This window comes from Paenibacillus sp. NPDC056722, assembly GCF_042790635.1.
Lineage (GTDB): Bacteria > Bacillota > Bacilli > Paenibacillales > Paenibacillaceae > Paenibacillus_AQ > Paenibacillus_AQ agri.
Genome location: NZ_JBHTYV010000010.1, coordinates 168031 through 187114, shown reverse-complemented (window position 1 = coordinate 187114; position 19084 = coordinate 168031). Strand labels below are relative to the sequence as shown.

The window sequence follows — 19084 nt, the reverse complement described above, 5'->3', positions numbered from 1 at the left end:
TAACCTCGTTCGATTACTCTGTAACCTTACTCTGATTGGCTACCTCCTGAGCCTTGGCCTGCACTTCAGCCGGCTCTCCAAGATAGAACCGACTGATCGGATTCACATTCTCGTCCAGCTTGTAAACCAGCGGAACGCCTGTAGGGATGTTCAAATCCAGTAGGGTCGCCTCGTCAATGTCTTCCATATATTTGATCAACGCCCGCAGTGTATTGCCATGTGCAGAGATCAGAACCCGCTCCTTCTTGCGAATCAGTGGTACAATCCGGTTGACCCAGAAGTCACCGACCCGATGTACAGTATCCTCCAGGCTCTCACCACGCGGAATATCGCCCTCCCGGACATTTTGATAACGGATATCGGTCCGGGGATATCTTGGATCATCCGGCTCCAAAAGCGGTGGACGGACAGACAGACTACGCCGCCAGATATGAAGCTGCTCCTCGCCGTATTTCACTGCCGTTTCACTCTTGCTGAGCCCTTGCAGCGCCCCGTAATGACGCTCATTCAGCTTCCAGGATTTCTGTACGGGAAGCCATAACAAATCCAATTCCTCAAGAATATAATGCAGGGTCTTAATGGAACGCTTCAACACGGAGGCAAAGGCCAGATCGAACGTATACCCGGCTTCTCTCAGCAGCTTGCCTGCTTCCTTGGCCTCCTGGACTCCTTTCTCGGTCAGATCGGGGTCACTCCAGCCTGTGAACAGGTTCTGCCTATTATATTCACTCTCACCATGCCGTATTAACACAATCTCATACATTTCTCTCTCTCCTTTAGCCTCTGGTATCGTCATCCCCAAGGTCCTTATGTAGCACCCCTGACAAAAGCGCACTTATATACCTTATACCCCGGTTACATCCGAAGGATACGCTTCTATAATACGATTATACTCCCGCTATTCATGACATCACAAAAAACCGGTCACCACATGGGCGCCGGTTCTCTGTGATTTTATTATATACATTGTAATTATAATCAGGCCCTGCGACTTCAGCGGATCTCAGAGGGGCTTTTTCCCGTATACTGCTTGAACTGGCGGCTGAAGAAGAAAATATCACGGTACCCCAGCGCGTCCGCCACTTCGGTAACGTTCATCCCGGCATACAGCAGCAAATGCTGGGCCCGTTCAATTCGGGCACGGATAACATAGGACTGGACAGACGAACCGGTAAGCTCCTTGAATTTGATGGAGAAATACCGCGACGACAGTCCCGCCCGGGCAGCAAGATCCTCCACCCGATGCGATAAACCGGGATGCTGGCTTACATAGTTGGCGACCTCATGAATCACCTCGGCGAGCTGGTTGCTGACATGACGCTCCACCGGCATGACCCGATCCTCCCGCAGCAAGTGGATCATCAGTTGCTTCAGGATCAATTGGCCTTCTTGCTCAGCAGCGAAGGTCTGCACGAGAAAGAGCCGGACATAACGGGCGAGCAGATGCTCGAATTCCACCGTCTCCGTGAGTACGCGGTAAGGCTGTGGAACCTCGGTTACATCTTCAGCTACATCGAAATGAATGTATGTAAGCACGAGCGGTTTTTGCGGATTATGTGAAGCCACTGTATGGTCTCCCGGACGGAACAGGAAGCAGCTCCCCTTGCCAATCTCATAAGGAACCCCGTTGCGCTCCAACGTGCCTTCCCCGCTCCAGATATAGAATAAATCATAATTTTGCAACGGCTTCTCCCGCTTCTGCCATTTCCAACCTGGTTCGCACACAATTTTCGCCAGGGCAGGCAGAATGACAAAAGAGGACGGCGATGCATGCAGCATAAATGTGACCTCCTGAAAGTTTAGTGCAGCTGTTCTTCTTCCATCATACCTTGTCACGTGGCATTTTGCACATCATCCCATGCCTGTTTTAGACGACGCATGCCTTCTTTAATAGAGGGAAGATCCAAATGGGAAAAATAAAAGCAGGCCGCAGGGTCTCCCCGCGCCACCCGGTACAGCCCGGCGTCCCGAAAGCCTGCGCCGCGCCGGAGGGCCGCGGCGCGGAAAGCCTCGAACGCCTCCGCGCTGCCCAGCCAGCGGGCGTACACATGCAGGCCAGCATCGCCGGGCAGCGGCTCGAACAGGCCGCCAAGCTGCGATGACAGCAGGGCGCGGAAGGCCCGCCCGCGCTCGCCGTAGATGCGGGTCATCCGCCGCAGATGGCGGCGGTACCCGCCGGTGTTCATGAACCGCGCCAGGGCCCGCTGCTCCAGCAGCCCTGCCGCCAGCGGTTCATAGAGGGCTTTGGCGGCCACCGCTGGGCCGGCAAGCGGCTGCGGCAGCACGGCGTAGCCGAGCCGCAGGCCTGCGAACATCGTGTTGGAGAAGGAGCCGATGTAAATCACACGGTCACCCCGGTCGAGCGCCTTCAAAGGCTCGATCGGACGGCCCGTCCAGCGGAATTCGCTGTCATAGTCGTCCTCAAGGATGACGGCATGATGACGCTGCGCCCAGTCCAGCAGCGCTCGCCGCCGCTCCAGGGGCAGCACAGCGCCCGTGGGGAACTGTCGGCTCGGTGTCACGAATAGCAGCCGAGCGTTCCAGTCCTCCGGCACAAGACCGTTATCATCGACCGTGCCGGGTATTAACACTCCGCCGGTCACCTCCACCGCCCGGCGGATGCCGTGAAAGCCGGGGTCCTCGGCAACGGCGGGCGCGCCAGGGTCCAGCAGCAGTTGAGTCAGCAGAACGATGCCCTGCATCGATCCGCTGAACAACACGATCTGCCCGGCCTCTGCGCGGATGCCACGGGTAATCCGCAGATGTGCGGCGATAGCCCGCCTTAAGCCTTCATCGCCCTGTGGCGGGCCAGCGCTCTCCAGCAGTGTGCCGCCCTTACCTCCGGCATAGGCAAGAGCGCTTTTCCATTCACTGTAAGGAAAATGCACCATTTGCATTCCCTTGCTGCTAAAATCGATGACATCTCCCCCGAAGTCTTCATAAATTCGGGCTGGGGCCGAGGCGACTGCCAGACGCTTCCCCCAGGCCGAGAGTGGAAGATGAGCCAGTTCATCATATTCCGCGGCCTCTGAAGCACCCCCTTCATTAGTGATAAAGGGTGAAAGGGGCCGTTCATGGGTTTCCTGATGCGTTGCGGCGAAGATATCCTCCGACACAAACGTTCCCCGGCCGGTCTCTCCCTGAACATACCCGTCGGCCAGGAGCATTTCATAGACTTGAGAAGCCGAACCTCGGGACAGGTTATATAACTCGGCTAATCTTCGCGTGGATGGCAGCCGGGTGCCGCCTGGCAGCGTCCCCTCCAAAATGGCCGCACGCAGAGCATGATAGAGTGCCAGATATTTATAGCGATGTAACGCCAGATACTGATCGTAAGGTAATGTAAGCTCCATAATGAAGTCATTCCTTTCACTCATGAAACCAATTGGACTAATAAAAATAATGCAAATCGGTCCTTTTTTATTGTCAATTTTCATTCTATCCTGTAGAAACCAAGACATACAAGGATAAGCAGGAGCGAACGCTCCACAAATTCAAGAATCAGAGGAGTGTTCAACATGCGCAGAAAAGAATTTCAAATCGACAACGAGGAGGAGCTGCAAACCTTCCTGAACGAGATGAGCTTCGGCTTTCTCGGTACGACGGATGAGCAAGGACGGCCAAGGGTGACCCCGCTGAATTTTGTTTACACAGACGGATGCTTTTATTTTCACGGCAGCCATGCCGGGGGCAAGATGGAGGCCATCCGCCGCCAGGAGCGGGTATGCTTCACGGTTGCGGACGAGTACGCTTTGATTCCCTCCTATTTCAGTGATCCGCATCTCGCCTGCCCTGCCACTGCATATTTTAAGAGCGTGACGGCCTTCGGCACCGCCGAACCGGTGAGTGATATCACTGAAAAAGCAACGGTGTTAGCCCTGTTTATGAAAAAACTGCAGCCCGAAGGCGGCTATGACGAAATTGATGCGACTGACCCGCAATATCGCGGCCGCCTGAAGGGCGTTGCCGTTGTCCGCATTACGCCGGATGAGTTGACCGCCAAATTCAAATTTGGACAGAATCTCAAAGAAGACGAACGGACAGGCGTGATCAGCGGTCTAGCAGAGCGCAACGGAGAACGGGATGCAGAGACGATAGAATTGATGAAGAAATTCTGTCCTTATCCACATGATTTATAAATTAAGACCGAGGAGTCACCTAATTATTAGTCCAGTGGACAACGTATACTCGCCGGACTTGCTGAAATGCATGGGGTACCCAAGCAGTTCTTTCCCGCTCCCTTCAAGGCAGGGATAACAAGATGCTGCACCCTTATGAAATGAGGTTCAAAAAGAACTGTCCGTCTACTGCGGACAGTTCTTTTTTCAAAACTAAAACGGACTGCTGAGGCCGCTGGAAATGCCGTAAAACTATTTGAAAAAAACGCGCTTTCATCAGTGACGGCGGCATTTCGCGATGATATAATGTTAGGCAATGTTAAGCGTATCTATTCCCCAAGATAACCCGGAAGGATGAAACTGATGAATTCATTGGCTGGACAATTGAACGAAAGTATCAAAGCCGGAAATGAACATGTCTACGAGATGCTCTCCACCCTTGGCAAGGAAATTTATTTCCCTAAAGAAGGGATTCTAAGCCAATCTGCGGAAGCTGGTGCTCATGCCAAGAAATACAATGCTACGATCGGCATTGCCACTGAAGGCGGCGTACCTATGCACCTTGGCGTCATTCAAGATAAACTCTCTGCCTACAGCCCCAAGGATCTTTACAGCTATGCTCCCCCGGCAGGCAAGCCGGAGCTGCGTACTGTGTGGCGTGAGAAGATGCTGCTTGAGAATCCGTCGCTGGAAGGCAAGTCCTTCAGCAATCCCGTTGTGACCAACGCGCTCACGCATGGACTTAGCATTGTTGCTGACCTGTTCGCAGAGCCGGGCGATGCCGTCATCTATCCGGACAAGAACTGGGAGAACTATGAGCTGACCTTTGGCATCCGTCGTCATGCCGAGACCGTTAACTATCCGCTCTTCACGGACGAAATGACCTTCAACAGCGCAGGTCTGCTGGATGCATTGCTCGCTCAGAAAGAACGCGGTAAAGCAATCGTACTGCTCAACTTCCCGAACAATCCTACAGGATACACCCCGGGACTTAAGGAAGGCGAAGAGATTGTAGCAGCCATTCTTCGTGCAGCTGAGGAAGGTATTAACGTAGTTGTAGTTAGCGACGATGCGTATTTTGGGTTGTTCTTCGAGGATTCACTCAAGGAATCCCTGTTCGGCAAACTGGCCAGCCTGCATCCGCGTGTTCTCGCCGTGAGGGTAGACGGAGCGACGAAGGAAGAATTCGTCTGGGGCTTCCGTGTTGGCTTCATTACCTTTGCTTCGGAGAACAAAGATTTGCTGTCTGCACTGGAGCAGAAGACGCTCGGTATCATCCGTGCCACGATCTCCAGCGGAGCCCATCCGTCGCAGACTTTCGTGCTGGATGCGCTGAAGGCACCGGAATTCTCGGCTCAAAAGGAAGAGAAATTCCAAATCATGAAAGGGCGCGCCAATAAAGTGAAGTCGCTGCTCGACAGCGGTAAATACGGTGACGATGTCTGGACCTACTATCCGTTCAACTCCGGTTACTTTATGTGCCTGAAGCTGAAGACTGTCTCTGCGGAAGCGCTGCGGCTGCATCTCATACACCATTATGGACTTGGCACCATCGCACTCGGCGAGACCGATCTGCGCATTGCCTTCTCCTGTATTGAAGAGGAGCATCTGGAAGACCTGTTCGATCTGGTCTATGCAGGCGTTCGTGATCTTGAGAAAGCTTGATTTCACTGATTTTTCATCCAATATCAGTCCCGACTTGATCCGGGACTGATATTTTTTTGTCATTCTTTCCGGCATTGGCCCATACACCTCTCCCCCTCCGCACATACAATACGATGTACTCAAGTACACACACTCACATGCGGAAGGGGAATGAACATGAGCGAAGAAGTTAGAGGCGGATACGGACACGGACACGGTGGATTCACAAGTACTGGCGCCATTTTGGTTCTCTTTATCCTGCTGGTCATCATCAGCCGTTCACTCTTTATCTAAGTGGAACTGACAAAGTAAAGAAGAGCGCCTCTGCGCTCTTCTTATTCTGTTAGTATCTCATCGCATCACATTCGTAGGAAGGTCTCAGAGATGATTATCCTTTGAAACAGCAGCCGCATTGAAAAAAACGCCTTGACGAAAGCATACGTCAAGGCGTTTATTTATGCTCACCGTTACCTACCGGCAGGGCGATTACAAATTATACAGATTGTAGATCAGCACCGCGGCCTCTGCACGGGTCGTTACCCCGTGCGGATGGAGACGCGTACCATCCCCTTTGATAATTCCTGCTGCGATCAGCCCCGCAACGCTATCTTGGGCGTATGGCGCCACTTGACCACCATCGCTGAAGCTTTGCAAAGAGGCCCCGCTTCCCGCCGGCAGTTTCTTCCCTGCCGCGGCGATTGCCTTGGCGGCCAGAGTCATCATCTCCTGACGCGTCACTGAAGCATCAGGATCAAAGCTTCCATCCGGACGGCCGGAGGCAATGTTCAGCTGCTTGGCAATAGCCAGCGCTTCGTATCGGTAGTCGCCCGCTTTCACATCACTGAAGCTGCTGTCACTTGCGGCAGCAGTGTCCAGACCGAGCGCTCTGACAAGCAGGAGTACAAAGTCTCCGCGTTTCACCTCACTCTGCGGTCCAAACGTTTGGTCCGAAATACCGGTAATAATTCCTTTGGACCCAAGCACTTCAATCGCCTGACGGGCCCATGGGTAACGCCCGATATCCCCGAAGGTCTTCTCCGTAAACGTAATGACATACGTGCCGGAGAATGCTCCGCTAAAGACTACTGCCCCTGCATCACTGTGATATTGACCACTTGGTACAGCGGTCAGTGTTCCTGCTGCATTCAGGCTGTGGATCGTGAGATGTTCCTCTTTACCACGTTCTCCAGCCAGTAGCACATACGGCAGGGCGACTGTGATCCGCAAATCCGGTGATTTCCACGACACTTCTTTTCCATTGATCGTTGCACTAATTTTGTAAGCTGGCCGTGCATTTTGTCCTGCCAATGATCCTTCTGCCTTGGCGATGGTAATGATCCATGGCGATTGACTCTGATCCGCCCCCGCCTTCAGCACACTGGCCGGAATCAACAGCGTACCGAATCCGGTACGGACTTCAATAGAAGTCTTCGCATCCGCGAATAATACTCCTGCCGGCAGCCCAAGCTCATAGGCTTTGGCATCCGCCAGAGCTGGAATTTCAATGACAACATTCTTTGCATTGCCAGACAGTGCAGCTTCCGCCTGCTTCAAGGCTTCTGCGCTGACCATCGCCCTTGCACTACCACTGTCTTTGGTTAAGACTGGTGACGCGGTGATGATTTTGCCGCCAACAACACTTTCTTTGCTTCCACCCGCTGCGGGTGTTGGACTTGGTGTCGGGGCATACCCTGAGTTCTGATCCGGGCTATAGGTTGATCCCGGCGTTGGGATTGGTGTCGGGCTTGGTGTAGGACTTGGCGTTGTACCTGGTTCACCATCCTCACCCAGGATATATTTAAAGCTCGATACGTCGCTGTCCTTCCAACCCTCTTTGAGCGCGATAGCCTTAATCGTTTTACTTTTGCCTACAAAGATTGGTCCGCTGTAAAGTTGACTGCTTGCTGTTGGAACGGAACCATCCTGGGTATAACGAATTTCCGCTCCGGCTGTTGCTGTCGTCAGCTTCACCTTCACCTCGCCGGTGTATGTGCCTCCAGCAGGGTCTGCTTGCGGCGCGGATACCTTCTTCACTTCAGAGTCTTCGGTGATGAGGTAAGAGAACGGTGCAACATAGCTGCTGTTCATGCCTTCCTTCACCGCTACGGAACGAATGACGGTCATATCCGAAATCTCAATCGGTCCGCTGTACAGCTTGCTGTCTGCTGTAGGCAGAGAACCATCTGTAGTGTAGTAGATTTCTGCTCCTTCCGTTTCCGTGCTTAAGGTTACGATTTGCAATCCTTTGTACGTGCCCCACTTCAGAGAAGAGACAGGCAGTGCAGCCTTGCCTTCCTTCACTTCGCTATCGTCCGCCGGCTCCAGTGAGAACCAATCCAGGTTCGCCCCGTTGTTGTTTAACGTGATCCGCAGAATCTGTTCTCCCTGTGCAAGCCGGACAACACCACCTGCCTCACTGTATGAGTCCCAGTTACCTGTTGCGGGCATGGCCGCATCCAGCAGCTTATTACTGTTCGCGGACAGGGCAGCACTTACGCCGCCTTCTGTGGTGGCATAGCGATAAATGATTTTGTATAATCCGGCTTCAGCAACACTCAGCTTATAATCAAAGGAACCGCCGGATGAGGTAAATCCAATATTTTTAAATTGCAAAGTGCCGTCCTTCAAATTGCTCTGAATCCCGTTTGTTGCTGCATTATAATAGTTTTCAGCTTCAACTTTAATGAACCTGCTGCTGTCCATGACATCCGGTACATATTGTTCTACTGCGATGCCGCTGAGTTCATATCCGCCCGAGCCTGCTTGCAGACGCAGCTTCTGCTCGCCGCTCTTCAACGAAAGAACTGCACGAATACCGACTGTCTGTGAATAGAGATTCGGTACATCTACTGTTTTCAAGGTTTGACCTGTTTCAGTTTTGAAAATAATCCCCTGAGATGCTGCACCTGTGGATGTCGCTGTCAGCGTTACCGCATAGTCGCCATCCTCCGGTACATTCACCCAATAGTCCACGCTATCCCCGGCATGAATACCCGTTAGCTTGGCTCCGCTGCCTCCACCACTCGCTGTCATCCCTTGCAGGCGGTAGAATTGATCCAGCGAACTCAGCTCCAAAAGATTGGTAGGCGCAACCGCACGGGTCGTTCCCGCCAGCGTAGCTTCCGCCGTCAGCGTGCCGCCACCTTCAGAATCAGCGTAAGCGCTGGTTGGCACGTTCACCTTCAGCTTCAAATCGCTATAATATGGCTGCCCATCCCAGGCCAGCGTCAGCTTCACTTGAACCGGGTTGATTAGAACCGCCGAGGCAATGGAGACATGACCCTGATCTTTTGCCGTTCCAGACACGGTAATGTCTTGAAGATGTTCAGGGACAAACGTTCCCCCGGTCAGGGAGATTATGATTTCCTGTCCCTTCACGTTATAAGGCAGATTGGATGGTTCCAGCGTAATGCTCTCCTCATCATTCACTGCCTTCACGGTAACAGGCACTTTCAGAAGCTTCACATTGCCGTAAGCTCTCTGTGATTCGGTCTGATATACATCAGCCGTAACGGTCAGTACACGGTCTTTGTCAAAATCAACGCTCCGCATGCCTTCCAGTACAACTTTGGCTGTGTGATCGTCTACCCGATACACGCTGTTCACTACGGTACCAGGGTAATCTTCAACGTTCCAATATGCTGCATCCAGTACTGATGCATATTTTTCGTTGCGCAGAGTAACTAACACTTCGGCTCCATCCTCCTGGCCTTCAGTGAGGATCGTGTCTGATTGCAGTGCAGGGCCGATCACCAGTGATTTAAGCTGGAAGCCTTCCCCTGTTACTTTTAGCGTCAAGGTCTGATCCCCCGCAGGGAGAGTCACGGCACCTTGGAAGGATTGCCAGTTGCTCCATCCGCCCGTACCCGGCAAACCGTAGGTCGCTGCGGTCACAGTACTGTCTCCTTCACCTGCGAGCAGTTCGAACCCGGCGCCGTTATTAGCAGTGGCATAGGATAGCAGCAACGGATAGCTGCCGGCCTCTGGGACATTGACCTTATATTTCGCCCAATCGCCATTGCCGGTAAATCCAACCGCTTCGTCCTTCACTAGGACCCCGGAGGATTCGGTAAAATCTGCGGCAGGAAGGATGCCCGGCAGATTATTTGCTTCAGCAGAAGCTTTTGCAAGAGTCAGCGATTTAATATTATAGCCCTTGCCGGTGGTCTTCAGCGTGAGCTTATGAGTTCCTTTATCCAGTGATAGAATCGTGCGGTTTGCGGCAAAATCCTCTTCACCCGCAGTCTGCTTGGTCAAGTGAATGACTCCAACAGGCTTCTGGTCTTCAAAGATCTCCACTTGCTGTCCAGCTCCGGCAGTGCCGGTAAAGCTGTGTTCAAAATTCAGGACATAGCTTCCGCTTTCCTGTACATTCACTACATAGTCGAAGGAAGAGGTGCCTTCGGAAAGTCCGGAAATATATCCATTAGCATGCTTGGTGTATTGGCCCTCGGCAGCATCAAAATCAACAGCATTCCAAGTGCCTGGCACCTTCTTAATTCCATTCACACGTTCCCATGTATACGTTCCTACCGATTTAGCCGGTAATACTGCAGTAATCTGTGTACCGTCGGCAAGCAGCTTGAAACGCTGTGCTTCATTCGTCTGGTTGATCACCACGGTTACGATTTCTTTGCCATCCGGGCTTGCAAACGCCACGTTGGTTATAGTGCTGCTTGAGCCATAGTCACTATCAATCCGCACATAACCTGGCTTGACGAACTTTGTATATTGGCCCATCAAATAATATTCCGGCAGCAGCCAATAGTTGTTGCGGTCCGATGAATCTTGCACAATCGGCGTAGGATCGGGAATTCCCGTCCATTGGTGGGAGGCGATATCGCTGTCCAGCATCGCTACCCAGGAGTTGTAGCTACGGGCCCAATTACGGAAATACTGGGCCATCCGGTCAGCACCTGACGTCCCCCATACCGCACGTTCAGTCAGGTAGACATGCTTCTCAGGATACAGGTCATGAAGCTGGGTCATCAGCCCAAGATCGCCTCCGTAATCATGGAAGGCTGTACCGTCCACGGCATCATAGGCACCCTCTTCCTTATTCCCGAGAATCTGTGCCGGATACGCCATCGTATCACCAGGGTTGTGGTCAAACGTCCACAGCTTCACATACGTGAACCCGGCAGCATCCAGTTCAGCACGTAAAAGCTTGGCGAGCCGGGACTGCTGTTCCCACGACATTCTGGTACTAGGGTACTCAATCTCCAGCAGAGGTTCATTCTGCATGGTCATTCCCTCAAAAGTAATGCCGAGCTTCGCATATTCCTGGAGGAATCTCACATAATATTTGGCCAGCACTGGCAAATATTCTTCCTTCACTTGCCCCTTGATCATGCTGTCCGTTGTTTTCATCCAACCCGGCGGGCTCCATGGTGAAGCAAAAAACTTAATGTCCGGGTTAATGCTCTGAATTTTTTTCACGGTGCTGATGATATGGTAGTCAATATCCTTCTGGATCGAGAAATGCTCCAGGTTAACATCTGTTTGTCCTGGCGGCATATCGTTATAGCTGTAAAATTCTTTATCTGTAAAATCGGCCGTCCCGATCGTCAGGCGCAGCATACTCATGCCGATTCCGTCCTTCGGATCGATCATCTGGCGAAGCAGCTCATCCTGCTTGGCCGGAGACATCTTGGCCAGATTGTTGACGGTCGATTCCTCCATCGAGGTTCCGATACCCAGAATCGACTGATATTTCTTGTCCGGATCAATGTGAATGGACGTGCCTTCCGCATTATTCGGCAGGGCAATATTCAGCGGTTTCTGCTGCTCCAGCTTGGCATCGCCCTCCTGGTAGCGGTCGGCATAATACCATTTCCGGTCAGATGGATCACGTTCTCTAGAGACCCAGGAGCTGACTGCATCCTGCTTAATGACGTTCTCTTGAACCTCTTCCCCGCCGCCGCCCGGGTTAGGTTCTTCGGTGGAGACATCCCCAGTCCGGGTGTATTGAACCCAGTTCAGGTTGATGTTGCCGCTGGTAAATTCAAGACGGATTTTTTGCAAGCCTGCCTTGTGGAAGACTACATTATCCACCGCTTGAGTCTGCCAGTTCTGCCAGCCTCCTGTCGATGTTACGCTTAAGGTGCCTAGTGTCTTCCCTTCTGCGGATTTGACCCTGATGCCCGTAGGGTTGCCATTGACTGCATACCGGAAATCCACCCGATAAGTGCCTGCTTCAGCCACATTGACATTATAGTCCAGCCACTCCCCTGCTGCGGTGTAGCCAACATTGAGTCCTCCGCCTACATCCTGTGTCTCCTGGGTTTGCAGACCTGCGCTCTTGGCGCTGAAATCTTCAGCCTCAATTTTCCCTGGAATGAGATGTGACGGATCCTGGACTACCGGTCCTTCCGGCAGAACAGGTGTCTCTTCATTTTTAGTCAAACCATAACCAGTCTTGAACAAGATATTCTCACTCTCGTTATTCACCGGATATTGGTCCAGTGTGAACGGCCAGCGGATCGGATTCTTGCCCTTAAATTCCTTGTCGCCGAACAATACATCGGCAACTCCTGCTCCCTCTGTACCTGGCAGCCAAGCCGCGACGAGTGCGTCCCAATCCTTCAACTGCGGAGCAATTGTCATCGGACGTCCGGAGACGAGCACCACAATAATCGGAATATTAGGATCAGCAGCCCGAATGTTGGCCACTGTTGCCAGATCCTGCTCATCCAGGTTCAGATTTGCACGGTCCCCGGCGCTCTCCGCATATGGCGTTTCGCCAATTACAGCGATAGCCACATCATGGCCGGCCGCACCGCGTCCATTTTTGTTATACGTAACGCTTGCGGACGGTGAGACCACATCCTTGATGCCTTGCAGAATGGTGGTTCCTTCCGTGATCTTTCCGGATTTGCCCTGCCAGGTGATCGACCAGCCCCCGGCCTGATTACCAAGATCATCCGCATTCTTCCCGGCGACAAAAATCTTCTTCATTCCGCCTAGCTGGGATAGAATCGGCTTGCCGTTCACCTTGTCATTCTTCAATAGCACCAGAGATTCCGCTACCGACTGACGCGCCAGTGCCCGGTTCTCCGCGGAGCCGAAGGCACCCGCCAGATCAAAATCACTCTTCGGATGCTCGAACAGTCCGGACGCGATTTTCACCCTAATAATACGCTCGGCAGCATCAGTAATGCGCTCCTCCTTGATTCTGCCTTCGCCTACAAGATCCTTGATATGCTTCAGACTGACTTTCCAGTCTGCTGTCAGCATGAACATATCAACCCCGGCGTTGATAGAAGCAGCAAGCTGATTCTTCAATCCGCTGACCGGATTCCCGTCACTATCCCGCGTAATTTGCTGTACAGCGTTATAGTCAGAAACAACAAATCCTGTAAAGCCCAGGCCTCCGTTCTTCTTGTCGCCCTTCAAGACATCTGTGAGCAGATGCTGGTTAGCATGCATCTTCAAACCGTTAATGCTGTGATAGGAGGCCATTACAGTCTGCACACCCGCATTCACTGCAGCCTCATATACTTTCAGATCCTTCTTGATAATTTCTTCTTCGGTGTAGTGAGTAGTATCACCCTGATTTACTCCATTGTCCGTGTAGCCCTCACCTAAATAATGCTTGGCAGTACCAGTTATGGTACCTGAACCAGACAATTCCGCAGGCGTTCGCCCCTGCAATCCCAGAATATAAGCCGCCCCAAGCTTGGCAGTAACCTCTTGATTGTCGCTGAATCCCTCATATGTGCGTCCCCATCTAACGTTGTAGGGAGAGGCCATGGTTGGTGCAAAGGTCCAGTTGGCTCCGGTAGCCGCGACTTCTTTGGCAACAGCTGCCCCGATCTTCTCAGTCAGTTCAAGATCATTCGCTGCACCCAGCCCGATGTTGTGAGGGAACAGCGTAGCCCCTATGAGATTGTTATGTCCATGCACTGCATCGACGCCATACAGCAGGGGAATACCCAGCCGCGTCGACAATGCGCCATCCTGATATCCGTCGATCAGCGCTCTCCAGTGATCCGGTGTGCTGTCGCTTTCTTTTCCATTCGGAAAGGAGCCGCCGCCACTGAGGACAGAGCCCAGTCTATACTCCATCACTTCCTCAGGTGTTACCGAGGCTCTTTCAGCTTGAATCATCTGCCCGATCTTCTCGTCCAGTGTCATGCGGGACAGCAAGTCGGCTGTACGTTCATCCACGCTTTTCCTCGCATCATAGTATACCGGAAGTCCTGTCTCATCACTTGCGGCACTTGCCACGCCTGCCCCCAGCACATCCAAAACCACTGAAGACAGCAAAAGCATTACCAAAAAAATGGACAATCTTCTTTTCACGCCTGAATCCTCCCCCAATGTTGTTGTTTGGTACGGAAATTAGTGCGCACTCCCACTTGGAAGCGTATACAAATTTAAGCTCAGGCTTATTATGCTGGAGACGATTGGTAAAAGACAGGCCTCATTTTTTAAATCATCTGCACCGTTTTTGCGAAATTAACAATGAATCAGGATTTACGGCGGTCTGAAAGAAGGTACTATGAATCATAGATTTAAGAACATACGTTTGGTATAATGGATATAAAATTACATAATAGATAGCGAGGAAAATAAATGATTACGCGCTTATCCAACCATTACGGGGATGATACCTGCTCTGCTTTCACCGCTGCCGGAGATTTCATCTTTCTTGCCCATCATTCTGGAGGACACGAGCGGGACGACATTGCTTTCCAGATGGTGCAGAGCTTCGAGAATCTCAAGACCACCCTGCATGCCGCAGGAGCCAGACTTGGCGATCTTGTGCAAATCAACCTGTATCTGCGGGATATCGAGCATTTCTCCGCCGCCCGCGACGTATTTCGCACTTACTTTGATAATGAGACGTTTCCGGCAAGAATGACCACCACCAGCAAATTTGTGAATTCATCCTGTCTGTGCATGATCGATGGGATTGCTTATAAACCCCGGAGCTAGTCTGGCATTCTTGGGAATCACACGCAGGGATCTGACCGCATCTAATTTTATTGCCAGTATTGTTTTTACCGCGAAAAAAAAGAGCGCCTGACGGAATCCGCCCGGCGCTCTCTTCATTAGTTATCTTAAGCTTGTGGTATTGCTATTGCATAATTGTCATCAAGAAATTCAAGGGACTTCAGTGCAATCTCCTGCTTGATCACTGCCAGGAAGGATTGCAGATCTGTTGTGACCGTCTCAGCCTGCCCCCGCTTGCGGAGTGAGATGGATTGTCCGGCCTGCTCGCTCTCACCCAGTACGATCATGTACGGAACCTTGGCCATTTGCGCTTCACGGATTTTGTAACCCAGCTTCTCGCTACGGTAGTCAACCTCAGTGCGAATACCTGCCGCCTCCAAGACCTTTCTCACCTGCGAGGCATATTCACTGTACCTGTCAGAGACCGGCAGGATCTGGACCTGCACAGGGGATATCCATACCGGGAAGGCCCCGGAGAAATGCTCTATTAATATCCCGATAAAGCGATCAATGGAGCCGTAGACTGCCCGGTGGATGACCACAGGCCGATGCTTTCCGTTATCTTCGCCAATGTAATTGAGGTCGAATTTCTCAGGCATCTGGAAGTCCAGCTGAATGGTTCCACACTGCCAGCTGCGCTTCAGCGCGTCGAGAATGTGGAAGTCGATCTTCGGTCCGTAGAAGGCCCCGTCCCCCGGATTGATCCGGTACTGGATGCCGCGCTTCTCCAGCACATTTTGCAGGGATTGCTCCGCCGCGTCCCACAGCTCCTCGGAGCCCATGTAATCCTCAGGACGAGTAGACAATTCAATGCTGTACTGAAAACCAAAGACCTGATAGATATGGTCAATGAGCTCAATGACGCCGGCGATCTCCTCCTCGATCTGGGAAGGGAGCACGAACAAATGAGCATCATCCTGACAGAAGGAGCGTACCCGCATCATGCCATTTAGCGCGCCAGAGAATTCATGGCGGTGAACCTGGCCGAATTCGGCCAGACGCATCGGAAGCTCCCGGTAGGAATGTCGGCTGTTCTTGAACATCAGCATGTGACCCGGACAGTTCATAGGCTTCAATGCGAACTTCGTATCGTCTACATCTGTGAAGTACATATTGTCCTTATAGTGATCCCAGTGCCCTGATTGCTCCCACATCCGGACGTTCATCATAAATGGTGTACGCACTTCATCATAGCCGCCCTGTCTTAGCAACTCACGGGAGAAGTCCTCCAGCTCTGTACGAATAATCATGCCTTTGGGCAGGAAGAAAGGCATGCCCGGCGCTTCTTCCGAGAACATGAACAATTCCAATTCTTTGCCCAGCTTGCGGTGATCCCGTTTCTTGGCTTCCTCCAGCAGGTTCAGATGCTCATCCAACTGACTCTGCTTCGGAAAAGATGTACCGTATATGCGTTGCAGCATGATGTTATTGGAATCTCCCCGCCAGTATGCACCGGCTACATTCAGCAGCTTGAACGCCTTGATCTTGCCAGTAGACGGCAGATGCGGTCCCCGGCAGAGATCGAAGAATTCTCCCTGGTCATAGATGCTGATAACCGAATCTTCCGGCAAATCACGAATCAATTCCAGCTTGTAGGGATCTTCCAGTTCCCCGAAGATGGCCAGCGCCTCTTCCCGGCTAACTACACGGCGAGTAATCGGGAGATTTTCTTGGATAATCTTCTTCATTTCTTTCTCAATGACTTTCAGATCGTCTGTAGACAAGGATTTCTCCATGTCGATATCGTAATAGAATCCGTCTTCGATAACGGGACCAATGCCCAATTTGACGGCCTTTTGCCCATATATTCTTTTCAGTGCCTGAGCCAAGAGATGAGCTGTGCTGTGCCGGTATATCTTCAGTCCTTCCTCATTCTCCAGCGTCACAATCTCGATCCCGCTATCGCCTTCTACCGCTGTGCGGAGATCCACCAATTCACCATCCACTTTGCCGGCAACTGCCGATTTCCGCAAAGCGGGGCTGATGGAACCTGCAATCTGTTCTACAGTCACGCCTTGTTCATATGCCCGGACAGATCCGTCCGGAAGTATCACTTTAACCATTTGTTATGCCTCCATCCACGAATTATTGAACGCAAAAAAACACTCATCCCAAGGGACGAGTGCGTTCAGCTCGTGGTTCCACCCTAATTTGACCCGCAACTTGCCAGGTCCTCATCAGCATCTTGTAACGGAGATGGTCCGGTGATGTATACTTCCGCAGGCACGGAGCCTTCAGGTTCCACATCACGGCTACAAAGGGGTAACTCCATCGTCAATCAGAAGAAGCTTGCAGCGGTTGCTTCTCTCTCTGTGCAGCTTGATTAATGGAATCATGTCTCTGGTCATAGCCGGGATTGTATGGCTTGGCGTTGATTATAGCTGTGCTTAAAAATAAAGTCAAGGCGTTATTTGACACGATCCCCTCACGCAATGGACTGTCCCAGAACTAGGTGTTCATTGATGAGAAGCCCAACTGCTTAAAAATAATGCGAAAAATAGTTAATGGCGGAGCTGAGGAGCAGCGCGCTACGGGCAAGGAACGAAGTGTAATTAGCGGCATTTTTGTACCTTAAATCGTCAACAGCTGAGGGTTAGAGTAGATTAAGTGCAATATTGTACCTTAAATTTTCCAGAAGCCCCCGTTCAGCGTGCTTTTACGAAAAATAAGATACAATAATGCCCTTATTTCCCTCATTTGCCTATATTAAAGAAAAATAAGGTACAAAAATACTCTTAGTGGCCGAGGTGCCCCCTCTTTTACACTGTTCAGAGGACTGGTGAAGGAGAATTGCAAATATACCGCTTCTACTGGTTGAAATCTGTCGACAGATTATGATTCGGTGAAGGGGGTTACGCTTTGGCCGTACGTCGAATGACGGAACCGGAGTGTGTGTTTGGACAACTAAAGAACAACCGGGGTTTCCGGCGATTTCTGCTTCGCGGCATAGAGAAAGTGACGCCCCCGGTCGGATGGCTTTCGCTTGCCCATAACGTGTTGAAGCAAGCCGCAGTGGACCAAAAAAGCAGAGCAGCGATTCTCCAATAACGGGTGAATCGCTGCTCTGCTTACTTTTTTGTCGCTAGAATGAAAGAAGCGGTGTCCGATCGTTAGAAAAACCACTTCAGGGACAGCCCCTTCTGCTATAAATCTTCGTCATCCAGTGAAGCTTCCTTACGGGAAGCGTAAGCCTTAAACAGGTAAGTCAACAGCGCGCCGGCGACCAGATTTCCGGCCACCAGCCCTGGCTGTTCCCCGATGCCCCTGAGGAAGGGCAGCCATAACAATACAGCCAATGCAAGCTGGACGCGGAAGATAAACATGATCGAATTCTGCGCTTTACTGCCCTGTGGCAGAGGATACACAATTAGCCAGAAGGACTCGCTATGAAGCCTCCGCAATGCAGACAACTGAATGCCGACAATGAACAGGAAAAATAGATAAATCCCGCTGCCCAGATAGCTGGCATAGTTCCACCAGTTCAGGAACAGGGCAATCACGGCGATCCGCAACACAATTGCGAAGATGTCACCGCGGGCAAAGCTCTTGGTCAGCAGAAAACGGTAGGCCGTAATCTGCCGCCAAGGCAAGCGGCTCCCCCATTTGGAGAGATAACGACGGGCATTAACCCGCTGCTCGCGCCCAGGCACGTCCACGAACCAGCCGAGAATCATCAGCGCCCGAGCACCCTGGTTCTTATCGGTGGCGATGAGCCGTTCCCACGCCACACGGTGACGGCCCGGAACGGCAAGTGCTGCGAGGTAAGCTGCTGCCAGCAGCACAATGAAGATCAACGCCCGGCCGGGCGGCTGCCAAATCCAGGCTGCGATCATGAGACCGCCAACCGCCCAGCGCAGGAGGGCGAACGACCTGGAGGCAGGGCGCGACAACATGCCAAGCTCGCGCCAGCAGCCGAAGCTCGACAGCAGCTTCACTCCCGCCAATAAGAGCACTGTAGCCCCGAGCAGCTTGGGAGTGTCTTCCGTGCGTATGTACAGCGGCCATAACGTTATCAGCACAAAGGCCAGCCGCAGGAGCTTCCACACATTCCCGCTAACCCAAGCCGGAGCAAAATATTCCCGCATCCGGTGACCTTGCGGCAGCAGGAATACGGTATCCGGACTTTGCAAATAAGTCCTGAAGCTGCTGTGCACCGCCGCAGGCAGCAGCAGTACCAGCATGATCCAGCGAATAGGAACGCCCTCCGGAATGTTCCGGAGCAGAGAAGTATACCAAGCGGAAAAAGCGATCACGATGAAGAGGAATACCATGGCCACACCACTCTGGATAATGTATCCGGCATAAGGCAGCATTTTCCCCATGGACTGGCCGCGCCGCTGCCGCCGCAGCTCTTTCAGATCCAT

11 protein-coding genes and 1 pseudogene are annotated in these 19084 nt (G+C 52.1%); 6 read left to right on the top strand and 6 right to left on the bottom strand.

Features of this window, described 5'->3' with window-relative positions:
• Positions 1-13 precede the first annotated feature (13 nt).
• The 3 genes from gpmA to pdxR all read right to left on the bottom strand — a co-directional run bounded on the left by gpmA (position 14) and on the right by pdxR (position 3437).
• A complete protein-coding gene (gpmA, locus tag ACFRAM_RS21875) occupies positions 14-763 on the bottom strand; it encodes a 2,3-diphosphoglycerate-dependent phosphoglycerate mutase (RefSeq protein WP_379468015.1) in 750 nt (249 codons plus the stop codon).
• A 230-nt stretch (positions 764-993) separates the two neighbouring features.
• On the bottom strand, positions 994-1779 hold the full coding sequence (locus ACFRAM_RS21870) for a helix-turn-helix domain-containing protein (protein WP_175371346.1): 786 nt from the start codon (positions 1777-1779) through the stop codon (positions 994-996).
• Positions 1780-1832: 53 nt separating this feature from the next.
• Positions 1833-3437 (bottom strand): MocR-like pyridoxine biosynthesis transcription factor PdxR, encoded by a 1605-nt coding sequence (gene pdxR, locus ACFRAM_RS21865; protein WP_379468012.1) that lies wholly within the window; start codon positions 3435-3437, stop codon positions 1833-1835.
• A gap of 81 nt (positions 3438-3518) precedes the next feature.
• Between pdxR and ACFRAM_RS21860 the strand changes: the two genes are divergently transcribed.
• The 3 genes from ACFRAM_RS21860 (at position 3519) to ACFRAM_RS21850 (ending at position 6056) form a co-directional block, all read left to right on the top strand.
• Positions 3519-4139: a pyridoxamine 5'-phosphate oxidase family protein gene (locus tag ACFRAM_RS21860; RefSeq protein WP_379468010.1), complete on the top strand. Its 621-nt coding sequence runs from the start codon at positions 3519-3521 to the stop codon at positions 4137-4139.
• A gap of 342 nt (positions 4140-4481) precedes the next feature.
• Positions 4482-5783, top strand: coding sequence for an aminotransferase class I/II-fold pyridoxal phosphate-dependent enzyme (locus ACFRAM_RS21855; protein WP_379468008.1), 1302 nt, complete (start codon positions 4482-4484; stop codon positions 5781-5783).
• 156 nt (positions 5784-5939) lie between these two features.
• Positions 5940-6056 carry a YjcZ family sporulation protein gene (locus tag ACFRAM_RS21850; RefSeq protein ID WP_217492848.1) on the top strand — a complete coding sequence of 39 codons (117 nt, stop codon included), beginning with the start codon at positions 5940-5942 and terminating at the stop codon, positions 6054-6056.
• 192 nt (positions 6057-6248) lie between these two features.
• On the opposite strand, the gene ACFRAM_RS21845 is transcribed toward ACFRAM_RS21850, so the two are convergent.
• Complete coding sequence (locus ACFRAM_RS21845) at positions 6249-14066, bottom strand: glycoside hydrolase family 3 N-terminal domain-containing protein (protein WP_379468005.1); 7818 nt, start codon at positions 14064-14066, stop codon at positions 6249-6251.
• Positions 14067-14339: 273 nt separating this feature from the next.
• On the opposite strand from ACFRAM_RS21845, the gene ACFRAM_RS21840 reads away from it, so the two are divergent.
• Complete coding sequence (locus ACFRAM_RS21840; protein WP_379468003.1) at positions 14340-14702, top strand: RidA family protein; 363 nt, start codon at positions 14340-14342, stop codon at positions 14700-14702.
• A 125-nt stretch (positions 14703-14827) separates the two neighbouring features.
• On the opposite strand, the gene thrS is transcribed toward ACFRAM_RS21840, so the two are convergent.
• Positions 14828-16783, bottom strand: a complete 1956-nt coding sequence (gene thrS, locus ACFRAM_RS21835; RefSeq protein ID WP_379468001.1) for a threonine--tRNA ligase — start codon at positions 16781-16783, stop codon at positions 14828-14830.
• 141 nt (positions 16784-16924) lie between these two features.
• Here thrS and ACFRAM_RS21830 point away from each other — a divergent pair, with 141 nt between their 5' ends.
• Positions 16925-17047 (top strand): hypothetical protein, encoded by a 123-nt coding sequence (locus tag ACFRAM_RS21830; protein ID WP_379467999.1) that lies wholly within the window; start codon positions 16925-16927, stop codon positions 17045-17047.
• Between the two features lie 517 nt (positions 17048-17564).
• Positions 17565-17768 (top strand): annotated as a pseudogene (locus tag ACFRAM_RS21825) (transposase); the annotation flags it as partial.
• A gap of 95 nt (positions 17769-17863) precedes the next feature.
• On the opposite strand, the gene ACFRAM_RS21820 reads toward ACFRAM_RS21825, so the two are convergent.
• Complete coding sequence (locus ACFRAM_RS21820; protein WP_379467995.1) at positions 17864-19084, bottom strand: ABC transporter permease; 1221 nt, start codon at positions 19082-19084, stop codon at positions 17864-17866.